Raw genomic sequence first — 13,331 nt, 5'->3', positions numbered from 1 at the left:
CAATGAAATGTGCTCGGAGCCGTGTGCATCGTACCGATCTAAACTCAATACGACGGTTGCTGGTTTTTTGCGGAAGTTATGTCAAAAGCGATACCGACGAAATGGGATACATCTCCACCCTGGTTTCGGACCAGTCCCGCCTGAGTTCTGGCTGTACGGCGCGGTTGATCCGCAGACGAACGAGATCCTTTAAGTGAGTCTCTATCCGACCGCAAATAAACAGACGACGCGATGGTTCTGACCGAACTACACCGGCGCTATCAGCTCAATAACGTGGAATTTCTCGTCTATGACGCAGACTATCTCGGATCAGTTCTCGCTGAAGATGGCTATCGATTTTAAATCATTCAACATGGAAATCAGAATGCTATCGAACGTGTCTTTTGGGAAATAGAACGGCGAACATCATCGTTTGTAAATAGTTTCAGCAATGTCGCGCTAGAGACAGCTCAAAACTGGCTCGAAGCCTTCGCCGTCTACCACAATCACGCCAAACTTAACGCGATCGTCTAGCAGTCCCTGGTCGTCATCCACGTAGAGGACACAAATCCTCTCGTCCGAAACGATACCATCTCCTCCCATCGTATAATATACCGCTCGACACTACATATACTGTACTGCTGGATTTAATAACATCTGCGCGAGGGTGTCATAGAACACTTCACAATTGTTTCACAGATTTAGTTGTAAATTACCTGATACACTGCTCCTCCAAACGAATCAAAAGCACTGACCGTAGAGAAACCGTGTTAGGCGATGGTAGAATCAAAAACTGGTTCCGGATCGGTTGGTTGGGTCCCATCACAGATGCGGATGCGACCATCAGATCGAACGAATACGTTCCACGTGTCTATCTGAAAGCTGAGGATAGTGGTTCCCTCTATATCTGTTTCAGAACGGTCAAACAGCGCGTTGATGGCGTCCGGGTCAACGTAATCGAACAGCGGGGGAAGAACAGTCGGATCCACACTGGTAGCGTCTGCTAGAGCCCATATAATAGCCTCTGTAGCGGAACTATCTCTCTGGGTGTCGTATTCTGCGTCGACGACCGGTATACAGCCATGATATACGAGTGGTTCTCCCCGATTGTTCATAGTAGACCACAACCCTCACCCCATCATAATGTTGTCGTGAGAATGTGAGTGACAAAACATCGCTATTCTGTATTGAACAATTCGAGAGGGCAAAAGGGGGGTATCTCAACCGTTCTATGACGTCCTGAACATCTCGCTTCAAAATAAGACTCCAACCCATCAGAAGGAAGTCCGAGTCATTGGTAAAAATCGGGTACTCTGGGCTACAAATCAGGAACGCTTACCGGTAAGCCCCACTCACATGATGACGGAGGGAAATTGTCACGCGCTTCCCTCCCCCCTGGTTACAGAAGGTAGTATGTACGGTGTGATATAATTTGGCCGTGTCCATCAGACGCCTCTCAGGGCGAGACCTATATGGCGTGCTTGACCCGGACGCACTCTTTCAGCACGGTTCCGGCGAGTCGAAAAGTGATATAGCTGTTTCATTTGAACTCGACGGTTCTGACGTGATGGTCTATTCGACTGGAGAAGTTGTCGCTAGTATGTCAAATGGAGGGGGGGGGGGGTAATCCCCGAAGAAAGCGGGCGTAACGTTCCGAGCTGGTGGGATAGGTAGCTGGGACGGTTCTGTTAAGCACGAAAAATAAAATTTCTCCGTCACTTAACGTCCGAACTCGTCGCGCGGGTGAGCAGGAAGACCGCGACAGCACCGAGTACCAGATCGAGGACAGCGAGAACCACAATTGCCGGAACTAGTGTGTTCCAGATGCCACTGAATTGCGTGACCTCAACGACCGTCATCACGTCTTGGTCGAGCATCAGTGCCCGGGCAGCGTCGACGCCATAGGTGACGGGGTTGAACCGAGCGAACGTTTGAATCCACTCTGGGAGGGCGTCTAGCGGCAGGAACGCCGACGAGAGGAACAACAGCGGAAACTGGAGGAGGTTCGCCGCGATGATCGTCGACTCCTGGTCTTTCGTGATGACGGCAGCCGCGTTCGAGAGGGCGATGAACCACAGCGAGAACAACAGGCCGACAAGCATGATTCCGACCGCGCCGATGAGCCCGGTGGCGATCTCCGCGCCGAGCAAGACCCCGAGGCCGAGAATGATCCCGACCTGTACCACGATCCGGAGTACTTCTGCGGCCGTCTTTCCGACGAACACGGCCGTCCGATTCATCGGTGTCGCCAGGATTTTCTCGAACATGCCCTCCTCGATATCGTTCACGAGGCCGATGCCGGAGGTGATGGCCGCCGCCAGCGATACCTGAATCGCGATTGCCGGAACCAGATACGTCTCGTAGCTGATGCCGGCGCCGCCACCGCGATTGATCGCCCCGCCAGCTATCTGCCCGAACACCTCGGTGAACAACAGCAGGAAGATGATCGGCTGGACGAGCGAGACGACCAACACGAATGGGTTGCGGACGGCTTTCAGGTTCCAGCGTTTGAAATTCGTCCACACGTCACCGACGAAGGAGTTGCTCACTCGATGCACATCGGCGTCGGCCTCCGTCGACGGAGTACTCATTGTTCGACCTCCGCGGCAGTTGCTGCCTCGTCACCCGTCACTGCTTGGTCGTCATCCATTTCGTCGCCAGTGATAGCGAGGAAGACGTCGTCTAGGGTCGGGGCACGAATGTTGAACCCGGTTACTGTCAATCCTTCATCCCGGAGGGCAACGAGCAGGTCCGTGCCACGCTCGCGAGCGTTCTCAGAGGTGACGCTGATGCCGTCTTCGGTCACCTCAACCATCGCTTCCGAATTGAAGATGTCGGTCTCCCGAACGACGGCGGCTGCGCGGTCGCTTGCGTCTTTCCCGTCCTCCAGATCGACGTCGAGGATTTCGCCGCCGACACGTCGTTTCAGATCGGCTGGCGGCCCGGTCGCGACGATTTCCCCGTCAAGGATGACTGAGAGACGATCACAGAGCTGGTCGGCTTCTTCAAGGTACTGGGTCGTGAGGAAGATGGTGGTCCCCTGGTCGTTGATTCGTTGGAAGTACTCCCACAGCCGGTTGCGGGCTTTTGGATCGAGGCCGGTCGTCGGTTCGTCCAAGAAGACGAGGGGCGGCTGGTGAACGAGTGCCATCGCAGCGTCGAGACGCTTTTTCATGCCTCCAGAGAACTCTTCGGCCTGCTTGTCGCTAACGCCGGCGAGGTCGACGAGATCAAGTAGTTCGTCGATACGGTCACCACGTGCCGACCGTGGGACGCCATAGGCCTCACAGGCAAATCGGATATTCTCTCTGGCAGTGAGTTCGGAGTCAACGCTCGTCTCCTGAGCCATGTAGCCGACTGACTCGCGAACGGCTCGCGGGTCCGTCCGAACGTCGAACCCGTTGACAGTAATTTCACCACTAGTGGGCGACAGGAGTGTAACCAACGTTTTGATCGTGGTCGTCTTTCCAGCCCCGTTGGGACCAAGGAATCCAAAGAACTCACCCTCCGGAATCTGGATATCGACACCGTTCACGGCTCGGGTTCCATCACTGTAGGTCAACTGAACGTTCTGTGCGTCAATCGCGTAGCGCGGCTCCCCAGCATCGTCAGCCGCTGGGTTCGTGTTGTCGTGTGTATTCATCGTGGAATCAGTTGCCGTTTCAATTGGACTGCCAGTTCCGCTGCTGGCAGAGATCTGTGTCACGGCTGTAATCAGATCCTACTATGAATTTCGTAGTCAAATACTTTCGAGTCCGAATTTGCTAACTTACTTCAAAAGTTGAAGTCATGTCCGGGTCTGTTGGTTCGAGTGCGAAATCGGCAGCCCATCGATGAAAGTGGCCGAACGCGGGAAATAGTGCTTCAGCCTTCTCCGTCGGCTCATACTCCACGCGAGGTGGGATTTCGTCGTAGGACTCTCGAATGAGCAACTCTGTTGCGACGAGTTCTTTCAGTCGCTCCGAGAGGGTGTTCGGTGAGATACCTAGCTTGGTCTCGAGGTCGGAGAATCTGAGCGGCCCTTCAGAAAACGCGAATTCACGGAGAATCGCCATCGTGTGCGCTTTTCCTAAGAGGTCAAGTAACTCCGAGACGGTCTGTTCGACCCGTTCGCGCTCGGCCGGCGACATCGATTTCTGCCGGTCACGAGCGGCTTCACGCCCCTGGGGTACATCATCCATACAGTTCAATATGAGCCCCAGCGCCAAGAATATTCGAGTGTGAATTCGGCAACACAGGGATGTGTGGCGGCCATTACTACGAAACTCCGAAGTCACAAGTATATGACTCTGCCTGTCGTAGTAGGGGTATGAAAATCGCGGTGTTCGGGGCTACCGGACGAACCGGAATTCCCCTCGTCGAACAGGCACTAGAACGCGGCCACGACGTCGTCGCGTTCGCCCGCAACGCGAATGACATCCCCGCCTCGCTTCGCAGCCACGACGCACTCACCGTCGTAGAGGGCGATGCCTACACCGGTGCTGGCGTCGCTGACGCCGTCGCCGGCGGAATCGACAGTGACGAAGCCAGCGCGGTCGATGCGGTCATCTGCGTCCTCGGCCAAACCCCGTCGGGCCCCGACGACCTCCTAACCGAAGCTGGACGGCACATCCTCGATGCGATGGATGAATCCGGTGTCGAACGCATCGTGACACTGGTTGGGGCTGGCGTTCGGGAAGACGGCGAGTCGGTGAGTCTCGGCGGGAAGGTGATGGGCTCACTGCTGAAAGTGATGGCTGGCGGCGTCCTCGAAGACGCCAAATCGCATGCGGAGATGCTCCGAGCGAGCAACGCCCAGTGGACGATCGTCCGTGGCCCACGACTCACAGAGGATGAACACACGGGGCAGTTCCGCCACGGAATGGAACTCCAGCTGGGGCTACGCGATAGTGCCGCCCGGGCCAACGTCGCCCAGTTCATCCTCGACTGCATAGAAGACGACCTGTACGTCGAACAACTACCGAAGATCACCGACCAATGAAACGCATCCTCGTTACCGGAGCCACTGGCACCGTGGGAAGTCACGTCGTTAGCCAACTCACCCAGAAAGACGTCGCCGTCCGAGCGGGCGTCCGTAATCCCGAGCGGGCCCGCGAGGAGTTCGTGAGTGATGTCGAATGTGTTGCGTTCGATTTCCACAAACCAGAAACGTGGGGCGCAGCGTTCGCGGATGTCGACGCGATGTTTCTCATCCGACCGCCATCAGTGAGTCGCGTGAAGCGCCATCTCACGCCGGCCGTCGACGCTGCGGCTCGGGTCGGTGTCGACCATGTCGTCTACCTCTCGGTACTCGGGGCCGAAAAGAATCCGCTCTTACCCCATCACCGCATCGAGGAGGCGCTTCGTGAGACCGACGTGACCTACACGCTCCTGCGAGCGTCGTTTTTTATGCAGAATCTATCTGAGGTCCATCGAGAAGACATCGTTGACCGTGATGAGATGTTCGTTCCCGCGGGTGACGGAACTACGAGTTTCGTCGATGCCAGAGATATCGCCGCCGTCGCAGTGGCAGCTCTCACCGAACCGGGCCACGAGAATCGCGCATACGACGTGACTGGGCCGGAGGCACTGACATACGACGACGTGGCCGAAATCTTCTCCGAAGTCTTGGATCGGGAAATCGAATACACCCAACCCGGCCCAATCGAATTCGCCACGACGATGTACCGCCGCGGCTCACCGCTTCCGTTCGTCATCGTGATGCTGGGCATCTATACGACCGCCCGACTTGGGCTGGCAGGCCGAGTGACTGACGACGTTGTAGACGTGCTTGGACGCCCTCCCCGGACGATGCGAGCGTTCGTCGAAGATCACGTAAGCGTGTTCCAGCAGGAAGCCAGCCACGCAGACGAATCACAGAAAGCCGATCAGTGAACTACCCTACCCTACTCGCTCACGGCTGACGCCGTTTGCTCCTTGAGGGTAGGGCTTCCTGCTTCCACGACGCGCTTTGCAGACACCGAGTCGGTGTCCACAGGGAGCGCAGTCTCCACAGACGTTGATTCGGAGTGTCCCACTCCTACATTTTCGAGGCCGCGAGAAAGGATGTTCCACGCCGCGTTCGCGTCCCTGTCCGCCTTAAATCCGCAGGCGGGACAGGTGTGTTCACGGACCCACAACGGTTTGTCGGTCGAAACGCCGCACGACGCGCACTCTTTGGTCGTCCCTCTCGGATTCACGGCGACGAACTGCGTTCCTTCACGCTCGCACTTGTATTCGAGTAATGTGAGGAACGTTCGCCACGCCGCCGACGCTGTGTTGCGGCTGTTCGACGGTGATTCGAGTATCCCTTTCACGTTCAGGTCTTCGACCGCCACGAGGTCGTACTCCCGAGCGTAGTAGTTCGAGAGTTTGTGTAGGAAGTCGCGGCGCTTCCGTCGGAGATCGGCGTGACACTCCGCGACCCGCCGTCGTTGCTTCTCGTAGTTGTTCGACCCGTGTTCCTTCCGTGAGAGGGACCGCTGTTCGCGTTCCAGACGCTCCCGTTCGGCGGAGAGGTCGGGCGACCCGACGGCGGTCCCGTCGGTGTCGTGGGCGTACTTGAGAATCCCCACGTCAATGCCGACGCACCGCTCGGGATTCTCAGGCGGTTCGGGCGGTTCACGGTCCATTTCGACTCCGAACGTGGCGAACCACTCGCCCGTCGGTTCCTTCTTGACCGTGATTTGTTTAGTACCTCAAACGATGATTCTTGGTGACTCGCAGTAGCGGAATTAACACGGTGTTACTGCGACCTCGGACGACCTGGTGATCGAGAGAACTACTCTACTCACCGATACGTCACTGTACCGGTCGCGTGCTTCACGCGTTCGACCGACTGCTCTTCAACGAGATACTCTAACCGATTCCGCACGGTCCCCCGCGCGGGTCGTAGTCGTCCTCGAACTCCACAACGAGATCGGCGACGACCTAGCAGCGGTTGCCGACCATCTCATCGAATCACACGGCGGACATGTGACTCCCTGAGGATTTCAACAAAGCCTGTGTACACCATCTTCACTCACTCGTGGTTGGGTCTTGCCCGACCAGTTCCACCATAAATATAGAACACTCATCAGTAGCTGATTGTTGATGCAGTTGTCGCTAGCTGAGTGGGAACACTAATTGACCTTCTAAGCACCTCTACCGTGGACTCCAAATTTGATTCACGAATCTGTAAATCGCAGGATAACATTACATCAACAATGTGCTACACAAGAGCGCTCGTCAATTTCGACCGGGCCACAGAGATCGAGTGACGGCGCGTCGAGCGCTTCTTGAAGCGCTCGACACGCCTGTGGACCATTTTGTGGGTGGCCTCGGTTTCGTACTGTAACTGCCTGTAGCTGGTGTTAAACCGCAAACGCGTAGATCGAGAACAACCATTTGCGGAGTGCGATCTTCGAACAAGCGAAGATCGTGCCGGTCTTACCGAACAGTCAGAACGCCAGCGAGGACATAAAATACTGTCACCGCAGCGAACCTACTGTAACAGGCCCGCTGCGACCGATTCCGACCCAAACACATCTAGTGGAATCATCCGTGTCGGACACCGCTGACGCGGTGTCATTGTCCTCTTCGACCCCACAGCGGCAGCTCACCTGTATCAACAATCTCCTACAGAAGAGAGAAACACAGAATAGAGATATGAAAGAAATTCTGCTAATAGCCAGCCTTTCGGATTGGATACCACATTAGGATAGGAACAATAATACAGTTGATTGAAACTAAGAGAAATAATTCAAAATTTGAGACTTCATAGTAGGTTCGAGCAGTACCCACAACCACGATCAGCACAGCCAACAGGCTGAGATTAAGCAGTATCGGCCCCATATATTGGGTATGGAACTCCCAACCTGATCGTTGGTACTCCTTTATATAAGCATCAATCATCTTTCGAATCATTAATTCAAAATAAAGACTGTTTGTTTATAATTGTTGTCCTCTCCCCTACTGGTTGAAAGTTTCTTCCGCACCAACCTCCACATCTACCGGAGCGTCTTCTAAGTGAACGAGGGGATAATCTGCCGTGTAAGTGAGCATGTCGGTGTCCTCATCCATCCAGATGCCGCTCACCAGAGGTTGAATCGCCGCATCGGTCTTCCCAAAGGCAGATTTGTCAATATCACGGTAAGCCACCGTGATATTGGAGGTATCTTTGAGTTCGTTAATCCCGAATCCAACTACTGCTCCAAGAAGACCGGCTCCGATCCCACCAACGGGGGTACCGCTGTACACCGTACCAATAATACCCGATACAATTGGGGTGATGAGCGCAACTGTGAGATTACCTATATCTTCGTCGTAGTCAATAGAGACGCCCAGCTGACGGTGGGGGTGTTGATCAGTTATTTCCGCGTCACAGTCTGTTCCATCGGGACTATCGATGAAGTAGAACCCAACTCGATTGACAGATTCTTTCGCACCAGCCGCAATCTCCTCAAGAACGTCCTGTATGATATTTTTCTGCTGGGTGGTAATGCCAGAAGGTTGTGTTTTCTCACGGATGGGGCCCCAAATGTCGGTCTGTTCATTACCACTCGACTTTTTTAGTTCTCCTTCCGTGTTGGCTTTTCGTTCGCTTTGATTGTCGAAGACCGTCGCTTCTATGTCATCAACAACATCGTCAGAGATATCAAGGAGTTCTCCCGTCTCAGACTGCTCAGAATCTGATTCTTTTGAATCGGAAGATCCAGTAGGTCGAACGAAGGCAGCAGCTTCAGTCTCACCCGTATCTGTGTTACGGGCTATTGCGATGACATACACTTTGCCATCCTCGACAGTACGGTCATGCCGCAGTTCAACGTTACTCTGCGGTTCATCCTGATCCTCCTTTTCGTCAGCCGCACTACTAATACCGGACACGCCTGCGATTCCGGCGGTGGTTCCAACGACGCGACCAAACTTTCGACGGGTTACTGTATTAACCACAACCGAATATAGTATGGAATAATAACATAAATCTTGTTAATTTACTATACACTAATAGAGTGGGATTATCTTTAATAGAGCAGAATCTACTATAAATAATCTTGGTGAGGTTTTAAATTGGGTAATTCAATGTTAATTAGAGCGTATTATTATATGTTAAAAGCTGCTGGCACCCCTTGGTTGGCTCCATCTTGAAGTGTTTAATTTAGAACCGCCTACCACCACACCTTGTGGTATAGGTCTATGTGGCTCTGTTGAACTCCTCAGTAGGTGATATATTCTGCCCCGGTTGTAGTCAATACAGGAGACTCGCAGATTGCTTAGACCATCTCGGTTTGACTCATAAGACACATACGTAATGTAGGACAATTTGAATGTATATGATTTTGAACAAGCGAACAAGTGAGATTTTAGCGGCCACAGCCGCCTTTCTCTTTGTTTTTGCGACGTTGACTGGGTTGCGGGTCTGGGACTTGGAGCCCTCGACTTCAGTACAATCAGCTATAGTCTGGGTGGGTGCGCTCCTTATTACCGCCATCGTTGTCTTCCGGGCGTTTCAGGGCGCAGATCTCGTTGGGAATTGGATACTCGCATTCGGCCCATGTTTTGGTTTCACACTCAATCTGTTCATCCCGATCATGGCGGGGCCGGGCGCTTTCATATTCCCAGTTGGAAGCGGAGCAATCATGTCTGGCGTGATTACAGTAGTTGGGTACTTGATCGGACGAGGTTTCAGCGAGGTTTGAGATGAACAGGACGCGTAACCGGATTCAATAAGCAACTCTCACCGACCGGCTGTTTCAGGTGACAATCTATCTGAAGAATGGGATTTCAGCAGAGCCGTTATTTTGGCTTTGTTGAAATCCTCAGTAGTTGATAGTTTTGATCCCACAATCGCTCAGTACAGGAGACCCAGGTATCGTTCAGTACAGCATCTCGGACCTTGGGGCAAATGTTGAACCGTAGATGCGTGGAGACCAGCCGGTACGAAAAGAATAAACGGAGATCGGTTGTTGGAGAGAGATAGGAATACGGATGGCAGGGGGACTAATTGAGAGTTTACTTGATAATGATACCTTCTCCATAGTTGCAACACTGAGCGCGGGGGGAAGTATTGTATTGGCGTTGATGAACCAATTGTATCAAGTGTTCTCAACCGATCTTTCCTTCCCATCCGCACTACTACTCTCAGCGCTCGGTCCGATACTATTCCTGATTATCGTGTTGTCACTGAGAAACCTCAAGAAAATCAGCGAAATGGAGAGTGAAAGCTAATGTCCGGGGACAATATCGTGGACCTGTTTGCCGCGACGATTATCTCAGTCGTGGGAATTGTAATTATGGTGTCACTCTACAATCCCGACTTAGGGCAGCTCTTAGTCGGAATACTCCCTACTTTCGTCGAGTTTATGGTCTATTTGTTGATTATTGGCATATTGGGAAGTATGATATACCAACTATTTGACTAATGTTGTAGTAGCTCAAGGTAGCCACCCCAATCCCAATAATCCTCGAATAGTTCATCTTTCTCGATACGGTGTTCTCCGCTAACTAGAGAGTCTTTATCCACCGGTCAGTATGCAGCTCTCACCAACCGGCTGTTTCATCTGTGTATATGTCTGAAGAATAGGATTTCAACAGAGCCGTTATTTTTGCTGTGTTGAATAGCGGTGCTAGTTGAGGTGGTTAGAATGTGAATTGGCCTGTTACCGGCTGAAGCTGGTGGTTCCAAAATAGATATCCCCTCACCGTGGCTCAAGGACCGCTATTCAACACAACAGTTATTTTATAAGTTAAGAAGCGCTGATCTGATGTATGACTGACCACCCACCCGACGACGCCGTTCCTGTCTTGGAGGATTCGGGTGGGCCGTACACGACTGCGGATATCTCTGAACACGTCTCAAATACCCGTCAAAACCAGCTTTCCGCTGCGCTCTCCCAACCAGATGACTGCTCTGGGAAGTCCGCGGAGCTAATAGAAGCCATCGAGCAAGCGCGTGCGGAGTCCTACGCGAATCGGGATTCAATCGCCGACCAGCTTCAGTACGAGGTCGTTGACGTTGTCCCGCAAGACGATCTCATCAACTCCTCGTTCAACGGGATGGCGATGATGCGGGCATACATTCTCAAGATGATCTCGGACGACATCAGCGGATTCGACTCCCTTCAGTGGTATCTTGAACAGAACCCCGAGATTGCTTCCGGATTCGGGTTCGAGGACGGCAAGGTACCCAACCGCACGACGTTCTCCACGCAATGGTGGGAGCGCTACCGACCGGCCTTCCGTGAGCATGTGCGATTCGCAGCCGCTCGCATCGCTGCGAAGCTGAAGAGCCACGACTTCAACCTCGTCGAGGACATCGACGAACAGATTCACGAGTTCCTGCCGACGGAACCCGAGGAAGACACAGAAATTCCGGACGAGCACCAGATCGAGCAACAGACGCGCGACCGCGTGTTCAAGGAATATCGTGAGCTCTTCAACGAGGTCATCGACTACGGGCGCGGGACGAACAAGAGAATCGACGCCGAAAAGCTGACCGAGCAGGCGACATTTACGAGCCGGCGAAACGAATCGGTGACCGGCGGTAGAGACGTGTACGTGTCCGAGCACCGCGTCACCGACGACGATTACATGTGCTCAGAGGCGCTGGCGAAGCCGCTCCGAAACTACTCTCGAAAGCTCGCCGAACTCAACTACGCACGCAACAACGCACTGGTTCCGGGCGAGACCTCCTATGACTGGTCGGTCAACCCCGAGGACCGCGACTTCGGCGAAGGTGAGTCGTGGCACAAGCGCACGGAGCACGGGATCGACAAGCAGGTGGAGATGCTGAGGGAGCGCGGGATGCTGGACCGGCCCGTGGACATCTGCATCGACGGGACGGCCCGCGAGTACCACAACCGCAACGACACCGACGTCGAGGAGCCTGACGGCGTCCTTCACCGCTACCCCAAGTACGAGACCGGCTACGCGTACGAGGACATCACGCTCACCGCCATCTACCGTGGTCGCGCCATCGTTCTGGCGTCCGTTTCGAAGGTCAAATCGGACGAGCAGTACCAGTGTGTGCGCTACCTCATCGACCGCGCTTGCAGCCTCGTGAACGTCAACAACGTCTACGCCGACAGCGAGTACGGCACCCAGAAGATTTGCTCGTACATCACCCACTGCGGCCTTGACTACGTCATCAAGAAGCGGAAGACCCGCGGCGCAGTCAAGGAGTTCCTCGCCGAGGGAGCCGAGGGACGTGCCGATTGGACGGACTACGAGATAGAGGGTGCCGACCACACGATGCACAAGACGACGCTGCTCGCCTTGGAGAAGATCACGCGCTCGGTTACGAAGAAGGGCGAGAAGCGGAAGGCCGGCGAGACAAACGACGGCACTTCACAGACGACGCTGCCGGGTATGAACGGACCCGACGAAGAGGACGACGAGGGTGAAGGCGACGGGACTGAGGTGGAGTACGCGGCGTTCATCACGAGCTTGGACGTAGAGGCTCGCGGGCTCCATCCGAGCGGGACCGGGGCGCGACGCGCTGAAACGACTGCGTTCGGCGTCGGCCAGCTCTACCAGAAGCGGTGGAGCATCGAGACGGCGTTCCGCGACATCAAGCAGAACTTCTTGGCGAACCCACGGAGTCGGTGCCTCGGCGTCCGGCGGTTCTTCTTCATGCTGTGCCTGCTGCTCTACAACTGCTGGGTGCTGCTGAACCTCATCGTCGCGGACGAGATGGACCACCGAGACAACGAGGAGATCATCTGGCGCAAGAAGATATTCATCATCGACATACACAACGAGGTCTTCCCCGACATCGAGTTCGGCTAGCCGGCCCGTTCTGCCGCTGCGTCAGCCCCGATCACGAGCCACGACGCTCGCGGTTCACCGTCGTTTTTACCGTCTTCCTTTCAGGATAGTTATATAGACCACCGCCACCGGCAAATCTCGGCTTACTCAGCGGGGCTTCACCTTTCTACAACGCTCTCAGAGGCTCCAATCATCCTATCGTTTGAGGTACTATTTGTTTAGGTTTCGCGTCGTCGGGAATGGCGCGGTGGAGCCGAATCGGTATGTCTCCGAGTTTCGAGAGTGACAGCACAGTCTGACCGCCCTTTTTGTCGAGCTTGAAGCCAGACTGACTGTACGTGAAACTGCGGAACTCCCGTGGCGGCTTCCACTTGAGTTGACCGACGCCGTAGCCGTTCTCCTTGAGCGCGGAGAGTCCTTTGAGGTTGTCGAACAACTACGGTACCCCAGTGAAAAAACGTTGTAACTACGTGGGTCTGTGGGCTTGTAACCGTATCGCTGTATGAACAGATGATGACGGCGTTGACGAGACGCTCCGCGTCTCGTTCGCACACCAGAAATCTCCGATTTCTGGGGACGCTGTATCCCCACCCTACTCCGCTCCCTTCGCTCGCTCCGTTGAGGTCGGG

11 protein-coding genes and 3 pseudogenes are annotated in these 13,331 nt (G+C 54.4%); 5 read left to right on the top strand and 9 right to left on the bottom strand.

Translation table 11 applies throughout. The annotated features are described in order from the left end of the window. Positions 1–438 precede the first annotated feature (438 nt). Positions 439–582: a hypothetical protein gene (locus DVK07_RS23365; protein ID WP_199719524.1), complete on the bottom strand. Its 144-nt coding sequence runs from the start codon at positions 580–582 to the stop codon at positions 439–441. Positions 583–749: 167 nt separating this feature from the next. Further along, entirely contained in the window at positions 750–1,094 is a 345-nt protein-coding gene (locus DVK07_RS24360) for a HalOD1 output domain-containing protein (RefSeq protein ID WP_158603160.1), read from the bottom strand. A gap of 323 nt (positions 1,095–1,417) precedes the next feature. Between DVK07_RS24360 and DVK07_RS24355 the strand changes: the two genes are divergently transcribed. After that, complete coding sequence (locus DVK07_RS24355; protein ID WP_394338882.1) at positions 1,418–1,606, top strand: HalOD1 output domain-containing protein; 189 nt, start codon at positions 1,418–1,420, stop codon at positions 1,604–1,606. A gap of 88 nt (positions 1,607–1,694) precedes the next feature. On the opposite strand, the gene DVK07_RS14220 is transcribed toward DVK07_RS24355, so the two are convergent. From DVK07_RS14220 to DVK07_RS14210, 3 genes are all read right to left on the bottom strand, one after another. Then, positions 1,695–2,570: an ABC transporter permease gene (locus DVK07_RS14220; protein ID WP_121597666.1), complete on the bottom strand. Its 876-nt coding sequence runs from the start codon at positions 2,568–2,570 to the stop codon at positions 1,695–1,697. Further along, a complete protein-coding gene (locus DVK07_RS14215; RefSeq protein ID WP_121597665.1) occupies positions 2,567–3,622 on the bottom strand; it encodes an ATP-binding cassette domain-containing protein in 1,056 nt (351 codons plus the stop codon). Before DVK07_RS14215 ends, DVK07_RS14220 begins: the two co-directional genes overlap by 4 nt. Before the next feature lie 121 nt (positions 3,623–3,743). Beyond that, positions 3,744–4,160: a helix-turn-helix domain-containing protein gene (locus DVK07_RS14210; protein ID WP_121597664.1), complete on the bottom strand. Its 417-nt coding sequence runs from the start codon at positions 4,158–4,160 to the stop codon at positions 3,744–3,746. Between the two features lie 128 nt (positions 4,161–4,288). Here DVK07_RS14210 and DVK07_RS14205 point away from each other — a divergent pair, with 128 nt between their 5' ends. Together DVK07_RS14205 and DVK07_RS14200 are read left to right on the top strand one after the other, a co-directional pair. After that, on the top strand, positions 4,289–4,960 hold the full coding sequence (locus DVK07_RS14205; protein WP_121597663.1) for an NAD(P)-dependent oxidoreductase: 672 nt from the start codon (positions 4,289–4,291) through the stop codon (positions 4,958–4,960). Further along, a complete protein-coding gene (locus DVK07_RS14200; RefSeq protein WP_121597662.1) occupies positions 4,957–5,853 on the top strand; it encodes an SDR family oxidoreductase in 897 nt (298 codons plus the stop codon). The genes DVK07_RS14205 and DVK07_RS14200 overlap by 4 nt, the downstream gene beginning before the upstream one ends. Before the next feature lie 11 nt (positions 5,854–5,864). Here DVK07_RS14200 and DVK07_RS14195 read toward each other — a convergent pair. The 3 genes and pseudogenes from DVK07_RS14195 to DVK07_RS14180 form a co-directional block, all read right to left on the bottom strand. Further along, positions 5,865–6,650 (bottom strand): annotated as a pseudogene (locus tag DVK07_RS14195) (RNA-guided endonuclease InsQ/TnpB family protein); the annotation flags it as partial. A gap of 531 nt (positions 6,651–7,181) precedes the next feature. Then, positions 7,182–7,423: pseudogene (locus tag DVK07_RS14190) on the bottom strand (IS1595 family transposase); the annotation flags it as partial. Positions 7,424–7,908: 485 nt separating this feature from the next. Beyond that, positions 7,909–8,889, bottom strand: a complete 981-nt coding sequence (locus DVK07_RS14180; RefSeq protein WP_121597659.1) for a hypothetical protein — start codon at positions 8,887–8,889, stop codon at positions 7,909–7,911. 380 nt (positions 8,890–9,269) lie between these two features. Between DVK07_RS14180 and DVK07_RS14175 the strand changes: the two genes are divergently transcribed. Together DVK07_RS14175 and DVK07_RS14165 are read left to right on the top strand one after the other, a co-directional pair. Then, the gene (locus DVK07_RS14175; RefSeq protein ID WP_147441167.1) at positions 9,270–9,635 is read left to right on the top strand and encodes a hypothetical protein; all 366 of its coding nucleotides are present in this window, start codon (positions 9,270–9,272) and stop codon (positions 9,633–9,635) included. A gap of 1,069 nt (positions 9,636–10,704) precedes the next feature. After that, a complete protein-coding gene (locus DVK07_RS14165) occupies positions 10,705–12,723 on the top strand; it encodes a transposase (RefSeq protein ID WP_121597656.1) in 2,019 nt (672 codons plus the stop codon). A 190-nt stretch (positions 12,724–12,913) separates the two neighbouring features. On the opposite strand, the pseudogene DVK07_RS14160 reads toward DVK07_RS14165, so the two are convergent. Continuing rightward, positions 12,914–13,138, bottom strand: a pseudogene (locus tag DVK07_RS14160) (RNA-guided endonuclease TnpB family protein); the annotation flags it as partial. Positions 13,139–13,331: the final 193 nt, after the last annotated feature.

Origin of the sequence: Halorubrum sp. Atlit-26R (assembly GCF_003666015.1) — an archaeon.
Taxonomy (GTDB): Archaea; Halobacteriota; Halobacteria; order Halobacteriales; family Haloferacaceae; genus Halorubrum.
The sequence above is the reverse complement of the archived record's forward strand: the minus strand, read 5'-3'. Positions and strand labels throughout refer to the sequence as shown.